Origin of the sequence: Pseudolysinimonas sp., from assembly GCF_051954455.1 — a bacterium.
Taxonomy (GTDB): domain Bacteria; phylum Actinomycetota; class Actinomycetes; order Actinomycetales; family Microbacteriaceae; genus Pseudolysinimonas.
On sequence record NZ_JBQCHS010000030.1, the window covers coordinates 43,475 to 63,578 of the forward strand.

Genomic DNA, 20,104 nt, shown 5'->3' on the forward strand with positions numbered 1-20,104 from the left:
AGCAACGAACTCCTGGGTATTGGCTAAACGTTGCCGATTCGTCACACGGCGTCGCGGCGCCTCTTCCGGGCCCCGAGGTGGCGGCTAGGGTGGACCGCGTGGATGCCGAGCCGGACGATCAGACCCCGGCTCCGCGCGGGCAGACCGGTCGCTCCACCCCGGCCCGCGGCGTGAAGAAACCCGCCGCGAAGAAGCCCGCCACGACGACGGCCCGCAAGCCGGCCGCGTCATCCCGCAAGCCCGCCGAGCCGACGTCCCCCGCCGTGACGTCGACGGCGGCGAAGTCGACCTCCGTAGCGAAGAAGCCGGCCGCCCCGCGCGCCTCACGATCCACCGCCCGGAGCGCCACCGTCGGGCGCGCCGCCGCGGCGGCGGCAGCGGAGGTCGAGGCCGAGCCGATCGTGCTCGACCCCGATGTCGAACCGGAGTCGGCCCCCGCGCCGACGTCCTCCGCCGAACGGGCGGCGGCCACCGAACCCGAGGTGGCGCCCGAGCCGATCCCCGTGCCGGAACCGGCCGTGATCGTCGAGCCGACGCCGACCCCCGAGCCGCAGCCGGAGCGACCCGCCGCCGCTGGGCCGCTCGCGGCTCTCGGCGACCCGGCCGAGGGAACGGCGCTCGCCGTCCGCGGCCTGACGAAGCGCTACGGCGCGACCGTCGCGGTCGACGCGATCGACCTCGACGTCCCCAGCGGCTGCTTCTACGGCTTCGTCGGCCCGAACGGCGCCGGTAAGACGACGACCCTCTCGATGGTGACCGGGCTCCTCCGCCCGGACGCCGGCACGGCCGTCGTGAACGGCGCCGACATCTGGGCCGACCCCGCCACCGCCAAGCGCTCGCTCGGCGTGCTGCCCGACCGCCTCCGACTCTTCGACCGGCTCACCGGCGCCGAGTACCTGCAGCACGCCGGCGCGCTGCACGGGCTCGACCGCGCGACGGTCGCCCGCCGCAGCGCCGACCTCATCCAGGCGTTCGACCTCGAGTCGGCATCCCGGCGATTCGTCTCCGACTTCTCAGCCGGCATGGTCAAGAAGATCGCGATCGCGGCCGCGATGATCCACAGCCCGCGCCTGCTCGTGCTCGACGAGCCGTTCGAGTCGGTCGACCCCGTCTCGGCGCAGCTCGTGATCGAGGTCCTCAAGAAGTTCGCGGCCGCCGGCGGAACGGTGCTGCTCTCGAGCCACAGCATGGAGCTCGTGCAGCGCGTCTGCGACTACGTCGCCGTGATCGCGGACGGGCGCCTGCTCGCCGCCGGGCCCATGGCCGAGGTGCTCGACGGCGCCTCGCTCGAGGATCGCTTCGTGGAACTGGCCGGCGGCGCGACCGCGGTGGAGGGCATGGAGTGGTTGCAGAGCTTCTCCGACTGAGGCTGCGTCTCGTCGTCAACCAGTTCCGTGGCCGGCCGGACGCGGTCGCCGTGCGCGTGCTGTCGCTGGTGGTCGCGCTCGTCCTCATCGTGCTCGCCTACGCAGGCCTCCGTACGCTCGACGGCACCGGACCGATCTTCGCGGTCCGGGCGATCGTCGGCGTCGGGGGGTTCCTCAGCGTCGCCGCCCTTCTGCTGCCGATCGTCATCGTGCGCCGCGAGCTCATGCCGGCGCGCGCGTTCGTGGGCTATCCCGTGCGTGCGCGGCTGCTCATCCCGGTGCTCGCCGTGTTCACGCTGCTCGGCCCGGCGATCCTCGTCGTCCCACTGCTGGTCGCGCCCGCGGCGGCGTGGCGGGGCGCCGACGCGCTGCCGGCGGGCGGCTGCGCCGTGCTGCTCCTCCTGCAGACGCTGTTGAGCCTTCGCATCGGCGCCGCGCTCGGCACCTGGCTGCGGAGGCGCCGCGCCCTCGGGCGCTGGGTGCGGGCGCTCGCCGTCGTCCTGCTGATCGCCGCGGCCGTCCCGCCGACGGCGGTGCTGCTGACGCGCGCGTTCCTCCTGGTGCCGGACCGGATCGCCCCGGCCGTGCGGGTCGTCCTGAGCATCGTGCGGCCGATCGACGCGTCACCGGCCATCGACCTCTCGGCCGGATCGCCCGTCGGGGCGCTGTGGGCCGCTCCCGGTCTCCGCGCGCTCGGCCAGGGCGACCGGGTGGGGGCCGCGCTGCTCGTGGGGCTCGCGACCGTCGTGGTGCTGGCGCTCGTGTGGATCGCGGTGGTGCTGCTGCAGCTCCGGCCGACCTGGCGACGTCGCCGGGTCCCAGCGTCGCGGCGGGTTCCGGGCTGGTTCGGGCGCACCCCCTCGACCGCCGCCGGTGCGATCACGGCGCGCAGCTTCAGCTATTGGATCCGGGATCCGCGCTACCGCAGCGTCATGATCGCGCTGCCGGCCATCCCGATCCTCATGCTCGTCGCGCTCGGGATCGGGGGTGTGCCGTTCGAGTACGGCGTGCTCGTGCCGCTGCCGGTCCTGGTGCTGCTCGTCGCCTGGTCGACGACGCACAACGACGTCGCCTACGACCACACGGCGCTCTGGCAGCACATCGCCGCGGCGACGCCGGGCCGGGCCGACCGAGTCGGCCGGATGTGGCCTCCGCTCGTGTTCGGCGGCGTGCTCGTGCTCGTCGGGTCGCCGCTGACCGCCTGGGGCAACGGCGACTGGGGGATCCTTCCCGCCGTGTTCGGCGTGAACGCGGTCGTGCTGCTGGCGGGCGTCGGTGTCGGAAGCGGGCTGTCGGCACGGTTCCCGTACGCGGCGCCGCGTCCCGGCGACGGGGCGTTCCGGCACCCGCAGGTCGCCGGGAGCACCGGGGGCGGAGCCCAGGCTCTGTCCATCGCCCTCATCGGGCTGGCCGCCCTGCCGGCGATCGGGGCGGCGGGCCTCTACCTCTTCCAGGTACCGGGAGCCCCGTGGAGCTGGATCGCGCTCGCCGCGGGCGTCGTCGTCGGAGGCGCGACGCTCGTGCTCGGCGTCGTCGGCGGCGGACGCGCATTCGATCGGCGGGGGCCGGAACTCCTGGCCTTCACCATGCGAAACTAGGGGCCATGAGCGACCCGCAGTCCCCGGACACCGTCGGCGGGGGCACCGACGTTCTCGATCGTGAGCTCGAGCAGCTGCTGAACGGCGAGCTCGCCGAGGATGGCGACCACGACCGCTTCGCGCACTACGTGCAGAAGGAGAAGATCGTGGAGTCCGCGGTCACCGGCAAACCGGTCCGCGCGCTGTGCGGCAAGGTGTGGGTGCCCGGCCGCGACCCGGAGAAGTTCCCGGTCTGCCCCGACTGCAAGAAGATCTACGAGCGCATGAGCTGAGCGCCCCGCGCGCTCGCCCTTCCTCGGCAGCTCGTGCCTCCGCCCCGCACCGAGCGTTCGACGCGCCATCGCGACGTGCAGTTCCTCGCCGGAGATCACCCGTCCTCCACATCGCAGACCGAGCTTCTCCGGCCACAACCCGGCGTGCGCCTGGCGCGGGGTCGCGTTCGCGGGTGCGACCGTCGGGTGGTGACCGCTCGTCGTGATCTGCCCCAGACCTTTCACGGTCGGCCCTTCCGCACGGACGACGCGCTCGCGAGCGGCGTTCCTCGAGGCCGGCTGGGCGCACTCGACCTCGAATCGCCCTTCCACGTCGTGCGATCTCCCGCGCGCCGCTCGGTCGCGACCGTTGACCGGTGCCGTGCCCTCGCGACGCGGTCCCGGCCGGGCGACGCCTTCATCGGCCCGACGGCCGCGCTCCTCTGGGGCATGCCGGTTCCGCGGCGTCTGGAAGCGGGTCCGCTCCATGTCGGGTCCCGGCCCCCGGCGCACTCGATGCGGCGCGCGGACGTCGTCGGGAGCCTTCGGCCAGCCGACACCGTCGTGCTCCGGCTCCTCGGGGTGCCGGTCGTCTCCGCCCTGGATGCGTGGGCCGGTCTGGCGACTCAGGTGGAGTTCCGGGATCTCGTCGCCGCCGGTGACTGGTTGGTGACGACGCATCGTGCGCCGGCGCTCGTCGATCTGCCCGAGCTGCACGCCTTCGCCGGCTCCCTGCGGGGCCGGCACGGCTCTCCGTCGGTCAGGCGCGCCGCCTCCGCAGTGCGTGCGGGCGCATGGTCGGTGCCCGAGACGCACCTTCGGCTCCTCCTCGCGGCCGCCGGGCTCCCGGCTCCGGTCCTCAACCATCCGGTCGGCACGGGTGTCCACATCCCGGATCTGTCGTGGCCGGTCTGGCGCGTCGCCGTCGAGTACAACGGCGTCTACCACGAGGAGGGTGGGCAGCGGCGGCGGGATCTCCGCCGAGCGGAATCCATGGTCCAGCTCGGGTGGACCACGGTGAACGTCGACCGCGACGACCTGTACCGCGCGCCCTCGTCGGTGGTCTCGCGCGTCGTTCAGCGCCTCCGCTCCCGCGGGTGGCGCGAGTGACTTGTGGCCGCGAATCCCCGGTGCGGAATCCTCCCGACCGGCCGTTTGCGGCCGCAAGCCGGAGGGGCGGGGCGCGGTGCGACGGAGCGGGCGGCGCGGGCCGGGCTATAGGTAGCGGGTCGGGAGCGCGGGCTCGCCCCGGGCGAGCGAGAGCGCCTCGACCGGGAGCTCCGCGATCGCGCTCGCGTGGTGCTCGCGTGCGCGGACCAGGCCCTCCGGGCCGGTGAGGCCGGGCACGGTCGCGCCGTCGACGACCAGGTCGACGAGGAGCGGGCGCCCGGCATCGGCGTCGACCGGCGGATCCTCCACGTGGATGTCCTCGCTGACGGCGACGCCGCCGCGGAGCGCACGCACCGGCTGCTTGCGTCCGCCGACGGTCGCCTTGCCCTCCGACCTCTTGCCGACCGGGAGCCAGCCCCCGTCGTCACCCAGGTGCGCGACGAGCTTGTAGACCATCCCCGCGGCGGGCGATCCGGAGCCGGTGACCAACGAGGTGCCGACCCCGTAGCTGTCGACCGGGGCGGCCCGCAGTCCCGCGATCGCGTACTCGTCGAGGTCGTTGGTGACGACGATGCGGGTGCCGGTCGCTCCGAGGGAGTCGAGCTGCTCCCGCACCTGCCGGACGACGACCCCGAGATCCCCGGAGTCGATCCGCACCGCGCCGAGCGACGTCCCCGCCGCCGCGACCGCGTTCGCGACGCCCGTGGGGATGTCGTACGTGTCGACGAGCAGCGTCGTGCCGACGCCCATCGCGGCGACCTGGGCGCGGAACGCCTCCTGCTCGTCGCGATAGAGCAGCGTGAAGGCGTGCGCGGCCGTGCCCATCGTGGGCACGCCCCAGATCCGCCCGGCCTCGAGGTTCGAGGTGGCGGAGAAGCCCGCGAGCCAGGCCGCCCGCGCCGCGGCGATCGCCGACCGCTCGCCGGTACGTCGGGATCCCATCTCGGAAAGGGGTCGTCCGCCCGCGGCCGACACCATGCGCGCGGCGGCAGAGGCCACGGCCGAGTCGAAGTTGAAGACGGAGAGGGCGAGGGTCTCCAGCATCACCGCCTCGGCGAAGCCGCCCGCGATCACGAGGATCGGCGAGCCCGGGAAGTACAGTTCGCCCTCCGCGTAGCCGCGGATCGTGCCGGAGAAGCGGTACGCCTCCAGCCAGTCGAGCGTGTCGTCGTGCACCACCCGCTCGCGCCGCAGGAAGGCGAGGTCGTCGGGGGAGAAGCGGAAGTCCTCCAGCAGCTCGAGGAACCGCCCGGTACCGGCGACGACGCCGTAGCGCCGGCCGGTGGGGAGTCGGCGCGCGAACAGCTCGAAGACGCTCACCTCGTGGCCGCGTCCGTCGCGCAGTGCGGCGTCGATCATCGTGAGCTCGTAGCGGTCGGTCAGCAGGGAGCTGGTCACGCGTCGAGCCTAGGGTCTCGATACGCGCCCGGAGGGCGCTACTCGACCCGCTCAGTAGGCTGGACGGATGGCCGGGATCGATGCACCCATCGGGGTCTTCGACTCCGGCGTCGGCGGTCTGACCGTCGCGCGCGCCGTGATCGACCAGCTGCCGCACGAGTCGATCCACTACGTCGGCGACCTCGCGCACTCGCCCTACGGCCCGAAACCGATCGCCGACGTGCGCGCCTACGCGCTCGAGGTGCTCGACGACCTCGTCGCGAGCGGGGTGAAGGCCCTCGTGATCGCCTGCAACACCGCGAGCGCGGCGATGCTGCACGACGCGCGTGAGCGCTACGAGACCGGAGCCGGGATCCCGGTCGTCGAGGTGATCCGCCCGGCCGTGCGCGCCGCCGTGACCGCCACGCACCGCAACCGGATCGGCGTCATCGGCACCGAGGGCACGGTCCGCAGCCGCGCCTACGAGGACGCCTTCGCGGCGGCGCGCGGGGTCGCGGTGTTCTCGCGGGCCTGTCCGCGATTCGTCGAGTTCGTCGAGGCGGGCATCACGACCGGCCCCGAGCTGCTCGACGTCGCCCGCGAGTACCTCGAGCCGCTGCGCCGCGAGGAGGTCGACACCCTCGTCCTCGGCTGCACCCACTATCCGCTCATGTCGGCCGCGATCCAGTACGTGATGGGCCCCGAGGTTCGCCTCGTGTCGAGCGCCGAGGAGACCGCGAACGACCTCTACCGGACCCTCGTCGAGCACGGCCTGGCGCGCGCGTCGGGCGGCGTCGCGCACCGCTTCGAGTCGACCGGAGCCGATCGGGCCGGCTTCACCCGGCTCGCCGCGCGCTTCCTCGGCCCCGAGCTCGGGCGCGTGGAGACGTTCGAGACCGGTGCGATCCGCATCCCCAGATAGGAGAAACCCGATGACCCGAGCCGACGGCCGCGCCGCCGACGAACTGCGCCCCGTGACGATCGAGCGCGGCTGGAGCGATCAGGCAGAGGGCAGCGCCCTCATCTCGTTCGGCCGCACCCGTGTGCTCTGCACCGCGAGCTTCACCAACGGCGTGCCCCGTTGGCTGACCGGCAAGGGCACCGGCTGGGTGACCGCCGAGTACGCGATGCTGCCGCGCTCCACCAACGACCGCATGGACCGGGAGTCGGTCAAGGGCCGCGTCGGCGGCCGCACGCACGAGATCTCCCGCCTCGTCGGCCGAAGCCTGCGCGGCATCATCGACACCAAGGCGCTCGGCGAGAACACGCTCGTCATCGACTGCGACGTGCTGCAGGCGGACGGCGGCACCCGCACCGCCGCGATCACCGGCGCCTACGTGGCGCTTCACGACGCCGTCGAGTGGGGCCGCGAGCGCGGATTCATCGGCAAGAAGGCGGTCGCCCTCCGCGACTCCGTGAGCGCCGTGAGCGTCGGCATCATCGACGGGGAGCCGCGCCTCGACCTCCCGTACGAGGAGGACGTGCGCGCCGAGACCGACATGAACGTCGTCGTCACGGGCGCCGGCCACTTCATCGAGGTGCAGGGCACGGCCGAGCACGCGCCGTTCGACCGTACCGAGCTGAACGCGCTGCTCGACCTGGCCGTCTCCGGCACGGCGGAGCTCGCCCGGCTCCAGAAGGCCGCGCTCGGGCTGTGACCACATTCGTGCTCGCGACGCACAACCCCGGCAAGGTCGCGGAGCTGCGCCGGCTCCTCGGCGAGCGTCTCGGGCCGCACGAGCTGATCGGCTACGACGGCCCCGCCCCGGAGGAGGACGGCGCGACCTTCGAGGCCAACGCGCTCATCAAGGCGCGGGCGGCCTTCGCGACGACCGGCCTCCCGTCGATCGCGGACGACTCGGGGATCGCGGTGCGCGCGCTCGGCGGCGCGCCCGGCATCCACTCGGCGTACTACTCCGGCAGCCGCGAGGCGGACGCGAACAACGCGGCGCTCCTGCGCGTCATGGCGGGCGAGGAGGACCGCGCCGCTGAGTTCGTGTGCGTCGCCGCGCTCGTCGACGACGGGCTCGAGCTGACCGAGCGCGGGGCCTGGCCGGGGCGGGTCCTCACGGCGCCGGCCGGCGAGCACGGGCACGGGTACGACCCCGTGTTCCAGGGCGAGGGCGACGCGCGCAGCGCCGCCGAACTGACCCTCGACGAGAAGAACGAGGTCAGCCACCGCGCTCGCGCGTTCGGACGGCTCGTCGTCGAGCTCCGGCGCCGCTACGGCTGAGCGCCCTAGCCTTCTCCTCATGGGTCACGACCACGCGCACGGCGCCGGCGGCAACCGCCGGCGTCTGGGCGTCGCGCTCGCGATCATCGCGGTGGTCCTCGTCGCGGAGGTCGTCGGTGCCGCGGTCTCCGGATCGCTCGCGCTGCTCGCGGACGCCGGCCACGTCGCGAGCGACATCGTCGGCCTCGTCGTCGCTTTGGTCGCGAGCACGATCGCGCTCCGGCCGGCGACCGATCGCCACACCTTCGGCTTCCAGCGGGTGGAGGTGCTCGGCGCGCTCGTGAACGGCGCGATCCTCGTGGTCGTCGCCGTGGGCGTCGCGATCGAGGGCGTGCGTCGGCTGCTCGCGCCGGAGGAGACCCACGTCGCCGGGCTCCCGCTGCTCGTCGTCGCCGCCGGGGGTCTTCTCGCGAACGTCGCGGCGCTGCTCGTGCTCCGGGGCGGCGACCGGCAGTCGCTCAACCTCCGCGGCGCCTACCTCGAGGCGATGGGCGATCTGCTGGGATCGGCGGCCGCCGTGATCGCCGGCGTCGTGATCCTCACCACCGGCTTCGCCCCGGCCGACGCGATCGCGTCGCTCGTCGTCGCCGCACTGATCCTGCCTCGCGCGGCAGCTCTCATCCGCGACGTGGTGCGGGTGCTCACGGAGTCGGCCCCGCGCGACACCGATGTCGAGCAGATCCGCGCGCACCTGCTCGACACCCCCGGCGTCGTCGCCGTCCACGACGTGCACGTGTGGGCCATCACCTCCTCGGCGCCGGTGTTCACGGCGCACGTGGAGTGCGATCCCGAGGTCTTCGAGGAGGGCCGCACGGGCCCGCTGCTCGACGAACTGGGGGAGTGCCTGCAGGGGCACTTCGACGTGACGCACTCGACGTTCCAGCTGGAGCCCGCCGGCCATGTCGACCGCGGCGAGAGCTCGCACCGGTAGCGCCCGCCCGCCCGGCCGGTTCCTCGCCCTCCTCGGGCCGGCGATGGTCGCGGGGGTGGCCTACCTGGATCCCGGCAACGTCGCGAGCAACGCCACCGCGGGTGCGCGCTTCGGCTACCTGCTCGTGTGGGTGGTCCTCCTCGCGAACGCGACGGCGTGGCTCGTGCAGTACCTCTCGGCGAAGCTCGGGCTCGGCACGGGACGCAGCCTGCCTGGCATCCTCGGTGAGCGCCTGCGACGTCCGCTGGCGCGGCGGCTGTTCTGGGCGCAGGCCGAGCTGGTCGCGATGGCGACCGACATCGCGGAGGTCCTGGGCGGGGCCATCGCGCTGCAGCTGCTGTTCGGCCTGCCGCTCGTGGTCGGGGGCGCCCTCACGGGCGTGGTGTCGATGGTGCTGCTCGTGCTCCACAACCGGCGGGGGTCGCGGTCGTTCGAGGCGGTCGTGGTCGGGCTGCTGGTCGTCATCGCGGTCGGCTTCTGCGCGGGGATCGTGGCGGCGCCGCTCGACGGCGCCGAAGCGGTCGGTGGACTCGTCCCGCGCTTCGAGGGCACCGGGTCGGTGCTCCTCGCCGCCTCGATCGTCGGCGCCACGGTCATGCCGCACGCGATCTACGCGCACTCCGCACTGGCCCGCGACCGCTTCGGGCTGGTCGCGCCGGATCAGCGGCGGCGCGTGCTCCTCGCCACCCGCGTCGACGTGACGGTCGCGCTCGCGGTGGCGGGGACAGTCAACGTCGTCATCCTGCTGCTCTCGGCAGCGACGCTCCGCGGCGTCGACGGCACCGACACCCTGCCGGGCGCCTACCGGGCCATCGGCGACGCGCTCGGGCCCGTCGTGGCGACGCTGTTCGCGGTGGGCCTGCTCGCGTCCGGCCTCGCGTCGACGTCGGTCGGCGCCTACGCCGGCGCGGAGATCATGGCCGGGCTGCTGCAGCGCCGCATCCCGTTGCTGCTGCGGCGGGTGATCACGCTCGTCCCTGCGCTCGTGATCCTGCTGCTCGGGGTCGATCCGACCTTCGCGCTCGTGCTCAGCCAGGTCGCGCTGTCGTTCGGGATCCCGTTCGCGCTCGTGCCCCTCGTCTGGCTGACCGCGCAGCGCCGCGTGCTCGGCGAGAGCGCGAACCGATGGTGGACGACGGCGCTCGCCGCGCTCGCGGCGATGCTCCTCATCGGGCTGAACGTCGCCCTGCTCGCACTGACGATCGCGGGGTAGCCGCGGTCAGCCGTCCCCCGCCGGCTCCGTCGGCGGCCCGGATGCGGGACAAATGACGGAGATGGATCGGCCGCGGCGGCGCTCCGGCCCCGGATGACGGGGGGAGTCGGAGGGATCACCGGCATCGTCTCCGTCATTCGTCCCGCGGACACGACGTCCTGCAGCCCGACGTTCCACCGACAGGCGACCCGCGGGACCCGCGGAGGTGTCGCTATTCCGCGGGCTTCTCGCGCTTGCGCTCGAACACCGACGGATCGAGCTGCGACTCGCCGTCCCGCGGCGGCTCAGCGATCCCGGCGCGCTGAGCCTTGCGGTTCTGCAGCCAGGCGCGGACGCCGTGGAAGGTCGCCGGCACGATGGCGATGAGCGCGGCGCAGATCAGCAGCACGTCGATGTACGAGGTGATGAAGTCGCGCAGCGGCGGAATGTAGTTGAGCAGGTACCCGAGGACGGTGAGCCCTCCGCCCCAGAGCAGGGCGCCGATCGCGTTGTACAGGGAGTAGCGCCGCCACGGCATCTTGCCGACGCCTGCGGCGACCGGCGCGAAGGTGCGCACGATCGGCACGAAGCGCGCCAGGATGACCGCCGCGCCGCCGAAGCGCTCGAAGAACGCGTTCGTCCGGTCGACGTTCTTGCGGCTGAAGATGCCGCTGTCCTTTCGCTCGAAGATCGGTGGACCGGCCTTCCGGCCGATCGCGTAGCCGACCTCGCCACCGGCGAAGGCCGCGATGACGATCAGCAGCGCCACGACGACGATGTTGAACGGCATGACCTTGTGCGGTCCGGGGAAGCTGAGGACGCCGGAGATCAGCAGCAGGGTGTCACCCGGGAGGATGAACCCGACGAGCAGCCCGGTCTCGGCGAACACGAACGCGCACACGATGACGAGAGCCCAGGGGCCGACCGTCGTGAGCAGCTGATTCGGGTCGAGCCAGGGGATCAGGGCCGTGGGGAGGTGCGCGACGGTCGAGAGCATGTTGCGCCCAGAGTATCCGCACAGGCTGCGTCAGGAATCAGCCTGCGGATGGAGATCGCCGCGTGCGTTCGCGATCGCGTCCACCGCGCGCAGCAGCGCCAGGTGCGAGAGGGCCTGTGGCGTGTTGCCCGTCTGCGTCCCCGAGCCGACGTCGTACTGCTCGGAGAGGAGTCCGACGTCGTTGCGGAAGGTGAGCAGCCGGTCGAAGAGCGCCACGGCGTCGTCGAGCCGATCGGAGTCGGCGTACTGCTGCACGAGCCAGAACGAGCAGGCGAGGAACGGGTGCTCGTCGCCGCCGACACCGTCCGCCTCCGCCTCGGTGCGGTACCGGCGCACCAGCCCGTCGCGCAGCAGATCGTGCTCGATCGCCGCGACGGTGCCGAGCATTCGCGGGTCGTCCGCCCGGACGTAGCCGATCTGACTCAGGGTCAGCAGCGACGCGTCGACCTCGCGGGTGCCGTAATACTGGGTGTAGGTGCCGCGCTCCGCATCCCAGCCCTTCTCCTCGATCTCGACGCGCAGCCGGTCGCGGAGCCGCTCCCACTTGTCGGCGGGACCGCTGAGCCCGTGCTCGCGCACGCCGGCGACGCCGCGGTCGAAGGCGGCCCACATCATCGCCCGCGACTGGGTGAACATGCGTTGGGGCCCGCGCATCTCCCAGATGCCGTGATCGGGCTGGTCGAGCGCCTTCTCGAGGTAGTCGAGGATCGCGACCTGGAGCGCCCAGGAGAAGCGGTCCTCCGCGATGCCGATCCGTCGCGCCCGGTCGAGGGCCAGCATGACCTCGCCGAAGATATCCCCCTGGAACTGCAGGTAGGCCGCGTTGCCGACCCGCACCGGCGCCGAGCCGCGGTAGCCGGGGAGAGTCGGGACCTCCCACTCCTCCAGGCGCCGCTCGCCGGCGATCCCGTACATGATCTGCACGTCGCCCGGGTCGCCGGCGATCGCGCGGAGCAGCCAGTTGCGCCAGTGGTGCACCTCGTTCTGGAACCCGCCGTGCTCCATGAGCGCGAGGAGGGTGAGCGAGGCGTCGCGCAGCCAGACGTAGCGGTAGTCCCAGTTGCGCTCGCCGCCGACGCGCTCGGGGAGGCTCGTGGTCGCGGCCGCGACGATGCCTCCGGTGTCCTCGTCGGTCAGCGCGCGGAGGACGAGCAGAGAGCGCTCGATCGCGTCGTCGTACTCGGCGATCGCGGGGCGGCTGCCGGGCTCGCCGCGCCACCCCCGCCACCAGGCGTCCGTCTCGGCGATCCGCTCGTCGATCGGGAACGGCGCGGGCGGCTCGCGGTGCGACGGGTACCAGGTGAGGACGATGTCCACCGTCTGGCCCGCGGCGACGTCGAACTCGGCGACGTGGGCGTGGTCCGTCGGCTCCATCGCCGGCCCGCGGACGATGACGGAGTCGGGGCCCGCGACGGCGAGGAGCGCGCGGCCGCCCGCCTCCTCGACCTGGCGCACCCACGGCACCGCGTCGGCGTAGCCGAACCGGATGCGGAGCTCCTCGCGCATCCGGACCGTCCCGCGGACGCCGGTGATGCGGCGGATGACGTCGGGGCGCCGGTGCCCCATCGTCATGAGGTCGGTGACGACGACCTCGCCGTCGTCGGTGCGCCAGCGGGTCTCGAGCGTGAAGGTGCCGTCGCGGTAGGAACGCGACACCATCTCCCCGCCCGTCGCGGGCGCGACGCGCCACATCCCGTGCTCGTCCGTGCCGAGGAGCGCACCGAACATCGACGAGGAGTCGAAGCGGGGCAGGCACAGCCAGTCGATGCACCCGTCGCGCCCGACCAGGGCCCCTGTGTGGCAGTCCCCGATGAGCGCGTAGTCCTCGATGGCCTGGGGCATGTGCACATGCTCCCAGACGCGGCTTCAGGAGGCCTGATGCGGCGCGTCCGTCGGTCCGTTCCCAGCCGGGTCCCGGCGACGGCGGTCGAGCGCCCAGGCGCGGATCCCCGCGACGACCGACGCGACGATCACGATTCCCGCGACCGCATAGGCGATCGGGCGCACCGTCGGATCCGATGCGGCGAAGTAGCCGATCACGGTGATGAGCACGCCCCAGCTGAAGGCGCCGACGACGTTCGCGGTCAGGAAGCGCCAGTACGCCATCCCGCCGATGCCGGCGATCGGCGGGACGAGCACGCGGCCCCACGGGATGTAGCGGCCGATCACGACCGACCACCAGCCGAACAGCTCGTAGAAGCGCTCGGTCCGGCGGATCGCGGTCCGGGTCCATCGGCCCGTCCGCCGGGTGAGGTACGGCCGACCGAGTCGCCGGCCGAGCAGGAAGCCGACCTGATCGCCCGCGATGGCGGCCACCGCGACGCCCGCGGCCAGGACGACGATGCTGATCCGATCGGGGAGGAGCCCGGACACGATCCCGGCGGCGAAGAGGAGGGAGTCACCGGTGACGAACGGCAGCACGATACCGACGAACAGCGCGGTGCCCACGAATACGAGACCCCAGACCGCGAGGTAGAAGAGGATGGGGCCGGCGTGGGCGAGCAGGTCCTCGAGCTGCTGCGTCATCGGACGGGCCGCGCGTCGGGCATGCCTCAGTCTACGAATCGGGGCTGCGGACACACCGTGTCGGAGGGGCCCGAATGACCCCCGTCGGAGGGGCACGGGCCGTAGAATCCGGGTGTGGAGACGGTGCCGAGCGAGAAGCTGCAGCGTCGCGTCGGCATCGCCCCGGCACTCAGCGCGGTCGTGCTGGTGCTGCTCGGAGCCGCGACCTTCGGCATCGGGACCCTCGCGGCTCCCGGGCGTACGGTCTCCGCAGTGCATCCCGTGACGAGTCCGACCGCCGTCCCGACGTCGCCCGCGGAGCCGCGCCCCTCCGCGACTCCGGCCGTCACGCCGACGCCGACGCCGGTCGTCGTCGTCACGCCGACACCCGACCCCGGTCAGGCCGCGGCCGACGCCGCGGCGCAGAAGGCCGCCGAGGAACGCGCCGCCGCGCGCAGGGCGGCGGCCCAGAGGGCCGCGCAGGAGGCGGCGGCTCAGCAGGCGGCCGCGCAGCCGCAGATGCCCGTGGTCGCGCCCCCGGTGCCGACGCCCGACCCCGTCGCCTCCAGCACTCCGAGCCCGGACCCGACCCCCAGCCCGACGGGCTCCACGGGATGCGCGCACCCGGCGACGGATCCGTGCCCGGGATCCAGCGCGCCCGCGTCCTGACGGTCGCGGGACCTCACCCGGTGCCGACCTCGCCAGACGAACCCGACCTCACCAGACGAACGGGATGAGCCGCTTCCGCGTCGCCGCGAAACGTCGATAGGGCTCGCCGATCGCCGAGAGGAGCGCCGCCTCCTCGACCCTGATCCGCACGACGATCGCCGCCGCGGTCGGCACCCCGGCGATGAGGATCGACAGCACGTCGCCGAGTGCGACGCCGGTCCCGAGGAAGACGAGCAGCAGCCCCGTGTACGACGGGTGCCGCACCGCCCGGTACGGCCCGCGGTCCACGACCGCCTGCCCCTCCCGGACCCGCACCTCGACGGTGAAGGCGCGCCCGAGCACGATCACGGCCCAGATCCGCAGGGCCAGACCGAGCGCGATCAGCACCGCCCCGACGACGAACAACCCCCACCGCCCGACGGGGATCGCGCCGAGCCCGGTGCGCGCCACGAGCAGGGCGCCCGCCATCGCCGCCAGCAGCACGACGACGAGCAGGACGTAGCTCGCGCGTTCGCGCGGTGGCGCCCCGGCCGCGTTGCGCTGCGACGCGAGGCGGATTCCTCCCTCGACGAGCACGAATGCGACGAGCAGACTGGCGAAGACGATGGTCGCCGCGAGATCGTCGAAGGGGATCGGGATCACGTGCGGAAGGTGGGACTCGAACCCACACGCCCGAAGGCACAGGAACCTAAATCCTGCGTGTCTACCGGTTTCACCACTCCCGCGCTGCCGTCAGCCTAGGCGCACCTCAGACGCCGAACAGGCCCTCGCCGTGCCGGTGCACGGCCGCGTAGGCCTCGCGGTAGGTACGCGGGATCGGCTCGTCGGGCGCGTAGGTCGCGAGCAGCAGGGTGAGCAGCCCGATGCCGGGGGGAGAGAGCGGCCGATCGTCGTCGCCGTCCGCAGCCGGGTCGACGGCCTCCGGGTTCGGCGGCGTGTAGAGCGGGAACGTCGTCGGCCAGGTGGACGGATCCCGCGGCGCGTCGAGCGTGAACGCGTTCCGCATCGAGGGTGCATGCCGATCGCGCGCCGTGAGGGCGGGGAGGCCGAAGCGCTCGCTCAGCGTCCGGATGACCGACCCGTGGTGCATCGTGTCGTTGATGACCGTGCGCGCGGGGGTGTAGGCCGAGATGACGATCGCCGGCACCCGCACGCCCAGCCGGTCGAAACGGAATCCCATCTCCGTGTCCGTGAGCCCGCCGGTCGGCGTGACGGGCGGGGGAGGGACATGGTCGTACGTGCCGCCGTGCTCGTCGAAGGTGACGAGCAGTGTCGTGTTGAGGGCGTTCGAGCCCTGGTGCGACGAGCTCGTGCGGATCGCGGTGTAGATCTCGTGCAGGAGCGCGTCGCCCGCACGCACGTCGGAGATGCCTCCGCCTTCGATGAGCGACCCGTCGACGTCGACCCGCGTCGCCGGGCCGACGGGCGGGTGCATGTCGTTGTGGTCGTAGAGCAGCCGGGGCTCGATGAAGCTGTAGGCGGGCAGGCGCCCGTTCGCCGCGTCGTCGTAGAAGTGCGACATGGTCCGGAAGTTCGTCTTCCACTTGGCCTTGGTCTGCGGCGCGTGGAGGAGACCGGTCAGCGAGATGAGCTGACGCTCGTCGTAGTAGATGCGCCACTCGATTCCGGCGTCGTCGAGTCGGGTGAAGATCGCGTCGCCCGAGTTCTTGTCGGGGTCGACCCACTTGCCCGCGTCGGGGTTGAAGCCGTTGGTGACGAAGCCGTGCGAGGTCGAGGCGTGGAAGAAGGAGCGGTTGGGGAAGGTCTGGGACGGCACCGCGCAGTGCCAGTGGTCGTACACCGCGAACTCCCGCGCGAGCGTGGACACCACGGGCATCATCTCGGGGGTGAAGGAGCCCATGATCTGGCGGACCTCGTCGGGCTGCGGATCGCGGCCGCGGTGGTCGGCGCGCCACTTGTCGACGTAGTCCTGCAGGAAGCCCGACATCGCGGGCTTCGTGCCGGCGGGCGGCGCGTTGAACGGCGGCTGCAGCTCCGGGATCCGGTGGTGCACGTTGGCGGGCGGCTCGACCGTGCCGAACAGCTGCGTGTTGACGAAAGGGAACTCCTCGCCCGGGTCGGGGTCGGGGCTCCGCATGACGTCGTCGGTCGGCCCCGTGTACGGATGGACCGCGACCTCCAGGCCGTCGGAGGTGCGGTTCGAGAGCGACCGGCCGTCGACGCCCTCGAAGTGCTGCCCCTCCGGGACCGGCTCGGTCGAGGGTCCGTAGAGATAGCCGAGGAGGTTGTCGAACGACCGGTTCTCGAACATCACGACCACGAGGTGGTCGAAGCCCGGCCCACCGAGGCGGTTCGGGATCGCGGGGACCGGAGCACGGCCGGGCGTCGCGGCGATCGCCGCGTCGCGGGCGGCCGCGCCGCCCGCCCCCGCGGCTGCTCCGACGCCGAGGCCCGCTGCTCCGATGCCGGTGGCGCGCAGGAATCCGCGTCGGGAGGTGCGACGCTCGTCGCCGTCCTCCCCGACGCTCGGCGCGTCGTCGTCGGCCATGGACCGACCCTAACCCGGGCTTCCGACGCTGATCGAGGCGTCGTGAGGGGAGCTGTTACTTCTGGCTGTCGTACCCGCCGCGCACCATCGAGACGGTCGCGCCGACCAGCAGGACGCCCCCGACGACGCTCAGCGCGATGATGGCGATTCCGACGACGATCAGCATCGATGGGCTCCTCTGAGGCTCCGGGCGGGGTCTGCTTCGATCCTCGCAGCCCCCGCGGCGCCGCGCCAGGGGAGGCGCCCGTCTTCCTGTGGACAATGCGCGACGGCCGGCATCGGTGCTCGGCAGACTGCTCGGCGTGACGGACGCGGTCGGGCTCATCACCGGGCGGGTGCGCGACCGGGTGCGCGGCGAGGGCCTCGACCTGGGCGCAAACGGCGCGCACGCCGGCGATGTCGTCCGCGAGGAGGTGCGCCGGTACAGCGAGCACGCGCTCGGCGGATCGCTCCCGCTGCTCGCCGATGAGGAGCTCGTCACCGGCCAGGTCGTCGCACGGCTCATCGGATTCGGCGCGCTGCAGCCGTATCTCGACGACCCCGAGGTCGAGGAGGTGTGGATCAACTCTCCCGACCGCATCTTCGTCGCGCGCGACGGCGTCTCCGAGCGGGTGCCGCTGACTCTGTCGGAGACCGAGGTGCGCGACCTCGTGGAGCGGATGCTGCAGTCCACCGGCCGCCGCGTCGACTTGTCGTCGCCGTTCGTCGACGCCTCCCTGCCGGACGGATCCCGGCTCCACGTGGCCATCCCCGACATCACGCGGCGGCACTGGGCGGTCAACATCCGGCGCTTCCGGCGAGGGATGCGCGACCTGCGCGAGCTGGTCCGGCTGGGCTCGCTCACGGACCAGGCCGCGGCGTTCCTCCACCTCTGCGTGCGGAGCGGTCAGAACATCCTCGTCTCCGGCGCGACGCAGAGCGGCAAGACGACCCTCCTCGGGGCGCTGCTCGCCTCCGCACGACCCGCGGAGCGCATCGTCACGGTCGAGGAGACGTTCGAGCTGTCGCTCGACGCCGCCGACTGGGTGGCGCTGCAGTGCCGTCAGCCATCGCTCGAAGGAACGGGTGAGGTCACGCTGCGGCGTCTCATCAAGGAGGCGCTGCGGATGCGTCCCGACCGTCTCGTCGTCGGGGAGGTCCGCGAGGCGGAGGCGCTCGACCTCCTCATCGCTCTCAACTCCGGGTTGCCCGGGATGTGCTCGCTGCACGCCAACAGCGCCGCCGAGGCTCTGCGCAAGCTGGGCATGCTGCCGCTCCTCGCCGGACGCAACATCGACGCGTCGTTCGTGGTGCCGACGATCGCGGGATCCGTCGACATCGTGGCGCACGCCGAACTGGATCGTGACGGCCGGCGCAGGGTCGTCGAGATCGCGGCGGTCACGGGGTCGATCGGTCCGGACGGTCCGGAGGTCATGCCGCTCTTCGCCCTGCACGGCGGGGAGCTGCGCGCGACGGGACAGCTGCCCCCGCGCAGCGCCAAGTTCGCACGTGCGGGTGTCGAGCCGGCGGTGGTCCTGCGGGGCGCGGCGTGAATCCGATGGCGGTCGGAGTCGGGCTGCTTCTCGGCGCCGGCGTCCTGCTGATCGCGTCGCCGTGGGTGTGGCCTCGCGACGCCGGCCGATCGGCGCGCGGGCGCCGGACGTCGAACGGCGGTCTCGCCGTGCTGCTGCGGCAGGCGGGGATGTCCCGTGTCGTGCCCTCGGTCTTCGTGGCGCTGAGCGTCGTCCTCGGTCTCGCGGCGGCGGCGGTCGCGATCGCGGTGAGCGGCGTCTGGGGGCTCGGCGCGGCGATCGGGCTGCTCGGGTGCGTTCTCCCGACCGTCGCGGTGTCGGGCCGGGCGCGACGACGCCGCCGAGCGGTGCGATCGGCATGGCCGGATCTCGTCGACCACCTCGTCGCCGGGTTGCGCGCCGGTCTCCCGCTCCCGAGCGCGATCGGGTCGCTCGCCGAAGCGGGCACCCCCGAGACCCGTTCGGCCTTCGCCGAGTTCGAGCTGCGAGTGCAGGCGTCCGGCGTCATGGGGCCGGCGCTCGACGAGCTCAAGAACGCGCTCGCCGACCCGGTCGGGGATCGCGTCGTCGAGACGCTGCGACTGGCGCGCGAGGTCGGGGGCACGGAGCTGCCCTCGGTGCTCCGAACCCTGGCCGCGGCGCTGCGGGCCGATGCCGCCGTCCGATCGGAGGCGGAGGCGCGGCAGTCATGGGTCGTGATCGCGGCCCGGCTGGGTGTGGGTGCGCCCTGGGCGGTGCTCCTGCTGATCGCCTCGCGGCCGGAGGCCGCCGCCGCGTACAACTCCGCGGGCGGACTCGCCCTGCTCGGCGGCGGGCTCGTCGTCACGGTCGTCGCCTATCGCCTCATGATCGCGCTCGGGCGGCTGCCCGAGGAGCGGCGGTGGTTAGCATGAGCGCCGCCGTCGCCCTCGCGGTCCCGGTCGGGATCGTCCTGGGACTCGGCCTCTGGACCCTCGTCGCCCTCATCCCGAGGATCGGGGCCCCGCGACTCACCTCGCGGATCGCGCCCTACGTCTCGGCGGTGTCGCCGGCTGCGCGCGACCTCGTGCGACGTCGCCCGGCCGAGCCCGTCTCCGCGCTCGACGAGCTGCTGCGCCCCCTCGCGGATGGATTGCGTCGCGGGCTCTCCGGCATTCTCGGCGGTGACGAGGCGGTGGAGCGTCGCCTGCGCCAGGCGGGGTGGTCGCTGCCCGTCCCGCGCTTCCGATCGCGTCAACTCATCGGCGGCGCCATCGGAGCCGCTGCCGGGGCGGGATCGAGCGCCCTGCTGCTGCGCTTCACGGCCGTGCCCGTGATCGCGGCGATCGCGATCGCCGTGGTCGCGGCGGCGATGGGCCTCCTCGCGCCCGAGCAGATGCTGGCCCGTGCGGCGCGCGCACGCCTCGCGCGCATGGACGCCGAGTACCCGACCGTCGTGGAGCTGCTAACGCTCTCGCTCGCAGCGGGGGAGGGCGTGCTCGATGCGCTGCGCCGTGTCGCGCGGGTCGGCTCCGGCGAGCTCGCGCGCGAACTGGGCATCGTCGTGGCGGAGGTCAACGCCGGAGTCGCCCTCGCCGAAGCACTGACGCGTCGCGCATCCCTCATCGGTCTGCCCACGCTGAGTCGGACGGTCGACCAGCTGGTCGCCGCCCTCGACCGCGGGACCCCGCTCGCCGAGGTCCTCCGCTCCGAGGCTCAGGACGCCCGCGAGGAGACGAAGCGCGCGATCCTCGAAGCCGCCGGCAAGAAGGAGGTCGCGATGCTCGTACCGCTCGTCTTCCTCATCCTGCCCGTGACCGTGCTGGTCGCCATCTGGCCCGGGGTGATGGTGCTGCGGATGGGGTTCTGAGCGATCGGTACGCGCGGGCGCGCACC

General features: G+C 73.0%; 18 protein-coding genes, 1 tRNA gene and 1 pseudogene. 13 read left to right on the forward strand and 7 right to left on the reverse strand.

Annotated features, from left to right (window positions below):
• The first annotated feature begins 98 nt into the window (after positions 1-98).
• The 4 genes from ACTHM3_RS12895 (at position 99) to ACTHM3_RS12910 (ending at position 4,326) form a co-directional block, all read left to right on the forward strand.
• A complete protein-coding gene (locus ACTHM3_RS12895; protein WP_440406512.1) occupies positions 99-1,367 on the forward strand; it encodes an ATP-binding cassette domain-containing protein in 1,269 nt (422 codons plus the stop codon).
• Positions 1,343-2,965, forward strand: coding sequence for a hypothetical protein (locus tag ACTHM3_RS12900; protein WP_440406513.1), 1,623 nt, complete (start codon positions 1,343-1,345; stop codon positions 2,963-2,965). Before ACTHM3_RS12895 ends, ACTHM3_RS12900 begins: the two co-directional genes overlap by 25 nt.
• A 5-nt stretch (positions 2,966-2,970) precedes the next feature.
• Positions 2,971-3,237, forward strand: coding sequence for a DUF3039 domain-containing protein (locus ACTHM3_RS12905; protein WP_440406514.1), 267 nt, complete (start codon positions 2,971-2,973; stop codon positions 3,235-3,237).
• Between the two features lie 495 nt (positions 3,238-3,732).
• Positions 3,733-4,326 carry a hypothetical protein gene (locus ACTHM3_RS12910; protein ID WP_440406515.1) on the forward strand — a complete coding sequence of 198 codons (594 nt, stop codon included), beginning with the start codon at positions 3,733-3,735 and terminating at the stop codon, positions 4,324-4,326.
• Positions 4,327-4,431: 105 nt separating this feature from the next.
• Here ACTHM3_RS12910 and ACTHM3_RS12915 read toward each other — a convergent pair whose 3' ends face one another.
• Complete coding sequence (locus ACTHM3_RS12915) at positions 4,432-5,724, reverse strand: nicotinate phosphoribosyltransferase (RefSeq protein WP_440406516.1); 1,293 nt, start codon at positions 5,722-5,724, stop codon at positions 4,432-4,434.
• A gap of 67 nt (positions 5,725-5,791) precedes the next feature.
• Between ACTHM3_RS12915 and murI the strand changes: the two genes are divergently transcribed.
• Genes murI through ACTHM3_RS12940 form a run of 5 tightly spaced genes read left to right on the forward strand, consistent with a single transcriptional unit; the run spans position 5,792 to position 10,080 of the window.
• The gene (gene murI / locus ACTHM3_RS12920; RefSeq protein WP_440406517.1) at positions 5,792-6,625 is read left to right on the forward strand and encodes a glutamate racemase; all 834 of its coding nucleotides are present in this window, start codon (positions 5,792-5,794) and stop codon (positions 6,623-6,625) included.
• A 10-nt stretch (positions 6,626-6,635) separates the two neighbouring features.
• Positions 6,636-7,361, forward strand: coding sequence for a ribonuclease PH (gene rph / locus ACTHM3_RS12925; RefSeq protein WP_440406518.1), 726 nt, complete (start codon positions 6,636-6,638; stop codon positions 7,359-7,361).
• Entirely contained in the window at positions 7,358-7,936 is a 579-nt protein-coding gene (gene rdgB, locus ACTHM3_RS12930; RefSeq protein ID WP_440406519.1) for an RdgB/HAM1 family non-canonical purine NTP pyrophosphatase, read from the forward strand. Before rph ends, rdgB begins: the two co-directional genes overlap by 4 nt.
• A gap of 19 nt (positions 7,937-7,955) precedes the next feature.
• A complete protein-coding gene (locus ACTHM3_RS12935; protein ID WP_440406520.1) occupies positions 7,956-8,867 on the forward strand; it encodes a cation diffusion facilitator family transporter in 912 nt (303 codons plus the stop codon).
• Positions 8,836-10,080 carry an Nramp family divalent metal transporter gene (locus tag ACTHM3_RS12940; protein ID WP_440406521.1) on the forward strand — a complete coding sequence of 415 codons (1,245 nt, stop codon included), beginning with the start codon at positions 8,836-8,838 and terminating at the stop codon, positions 10,078-10,080. Before ACTHM3_RS12935 ends, ACTHM3_RS12940 begins: the two co-directional genes overlap by 32 nt.
• A gap of 211 nt (positions 10,081-10,291) precedes the next feature.
• Here the strand turns inward: ACTHM3_RS12940 and ACTHM3_RS12945 are convergent, their stop codons facing one another.
• The 3 genes and pseudogenes from ACTHM3_RS12945 to ACTHM3_RS12955 all read right to left on the reverse strand — a co-directional run bounded on the left by ACTHM3_RS12945 (position 10,292) and on the right by ACTHM3_RS12955 (position 13,582).
• A complete protein-coding gene (locus ACTHM3_RS12945; protein WP_440406522.1) occupies positions 10,292-11,056 on the reverse strand; it encodes a DedA family protein in 765 nt (254 codons plus the stop codon).
• 30 nt (positions 11,057-11,086) lie between these two features.
• A pseudogene (locus tag ACTHM3_RS12950) lies at positions 11,087-12,907 on the reverse strand (glycoside hydrolase family 15 protein); the annotation flags it as partial.
• 15 nt (positions 12,908-12,922) lie between these two features.
• Positions 12,923-13,582 (reverse strand): DedA family protein, encoded by a 660-nt coding sequence (locus ACTHM3_RS12955; protein ID WP_440406523.1) that lies wholly within the window; start codon positions 13,580-13,582, stop codon positions 12,923-12,925.
• Between the two features lie 114 nt (positions 13,583-13,696).
• Here ACTHM3_RS12955 and ACTHM3_RS12960 point away from each other — a divergent pair, with 114 nt between their 5' ends.
• The gene (locus ACTHM3_RS12960; RefSeq protein WP_440406524.1) at positions 13,697-14,230 is read left to right on the forward strand and encodes a hypothetical protein; all 534 of its coding nucleotides are present in this window, start codon (positions 13,697-13,699) and stop codon (positions 14,228-14,230) included.
• A gap of 48 nt (positions 14,231-14,278) precedes the next feature.
• On the opposite strand, the gene ACTHM3_RS12965 is transcribed toward ACTHM3_RS12960, so the two are convergent.
• From ACTHM3_RS12965 to ACTHM3_RS12975, 3 genes are all read right to left on the reverse strand, one after another.
• Complete coding sequence (locus ACTHM3_RS12965) at positions 14,279-14,872, reverse strand: methyltransferase family protein (RefSeq protein ID WP_440406525.1); 594 nt, start codon at positions 14,870-14,872, stop codon at positions 14,279-14,281.
• A gap of 1 nt (position 14,873) precedes the next feature.
• A tRNA-Leu gene (locus ACTHM3_RS12970) sits at positions 14,874-14,955 on the reverse strand.
• Between the two features lie 23 nt (positions 14,956-14,978).
• A complete protein-coding gene (locus ACTHM3_RS12975; RefSeq protein ID WP_440406526.1) occupies positions 14,979-16,739 on the reverse strand; it encodes an alkaline phosphatase family protein in 1,761 nt (586 codons plus the stop codon).
• Between the two features lie 302 nt (positions 16,740-17,041).
• Between ACTHM3_RS12975 and ACTHM3_RS12980 the strand changes: the two genes are divergently transcribed.
• From ACTHM3_RS12980 to ACTHM3_RS12990, 3 genes are read left to right on the forward strand one after another with little or no spacing between them, the layout of a single operon-like run.
• Complete coding sequence (locus ACTHM3_RS12980; RefSeq protein WP_440406527.1) at positions 17,042-18,271, forward strand: CpaF family protein; 1,230 nt, start codon at positions 17,042-17,044, stop codon at positions 18,269-18,271.
• Between the two features lie 5 nt (positions 18,272-18,276).
• Complete coding sequence (locus tag ACTHM3_RS12985) at positions 18,277-19,143, forward strand: type II secretion system F family protein (protein ID WP_440406528.1); 867 nt, start codon at positions 18,277-18,279, stop codon at positions 19,141-19,143.
• Positions 19,140-20,078 (forward strand): type II secretion system F family protein, encoded by a 939-nt coding sequence (locus tag ACTHM3_RS12990; RefSeq protein WP_440406529.1) that lies wholly within the window; start codon positions 19,140-19,142, stop codon positions 20,076-20,078. Before ACTHM3_RS12985 ends, ACTHM3_RS12990 begins: the two co-directional genes overlap by 4 nt.
• Positions 20,079-20,104: the final 26 nt, after the last annotated feature.

Excerpts from the sequence above, each read along its gene's own strand:
- rph (WP_440406518.1), top strand. The coding sequence starts at position 6,636 with ATGACCCGAGCCGACGGCCGCGCCGCCGACGAACTGCGCCCCGTGACG.
- ACTHM3_RS12910 (WP_440406515.1), top strand. The coding sequence starts at position 3,733 with ATGCGGCGCGCGGACGTCGTCGGGAGCCTTCGGCCAGCCGACACCGTC.
- ACTHM3_RS12985 (WP_440406528.1), top strand. The coding sequence starts at position 18,277 with ATGGCGGTCGGAGTCGGGCTGCTTCTCGGCGCCGGCGTCCTGCTGATC.
- ACTHM3_RS12935 (WP_440406520.1), top strand. The coding sequence starts at position 7,956 with ATGGGTCACGACCACGCGCACGGCGCCGGCGGCAACCGCCGGCGTCTG.
- ACTHM3_RS12975 (WP_440406526.1), bottom strand. The coding sequence starts at position 16,739 with ATGGCCGACGACGACGCGCCGAGCGTCGGGGAGGACGGCGACGAGCGT.
- ACTHM3_RS12945 (WP_440406522.1), bottom strand. The coding sequence starts at position 11,056 with ATGCTCTCGACCGTCGCGCACCTCCCCACGGCCCTGATCCCCTGGCTC.
- ACTHM3_RS12990 (WP_440406529.1), top strand. The coding sequence starts at position 19,140 with ATGAGCGCCGCCGTCGCCCTCGCGGTCCCGGTCGGGATCGTCCTGGGA.
- ACTHM3_RS12940 (WP_440406521.1), top strand. The coding sequence starts at position 8,836 with ATGTCGACCGCGGCGAGAGCTCGCACCGGTAGCGCCCGCCCGCCCGGC.
- ACTHM3_RS12905 (WP_440406514.1), top strand. The coding sequence starts at position 2,971 with ATGAGCGACCCGCAGTCCCCGGACACCGTCGGCGGGGGCACCGACGTT.
- murI (WP_440406517.1), top strand. The coding sequence starts at position 5,792 with ATGGCCGGGATCGATGCACCCATCGGGGTCTTCGACTCCGGCGTCGGC.
- ACTHM3_RS12955 (WP_440406523.1), bottom strand. The coding sequence starts at position 13,582 with ATGACGCAGCAGCTCGAGGACCTGCTCGCCCACGCCGGCCCCATCCTC.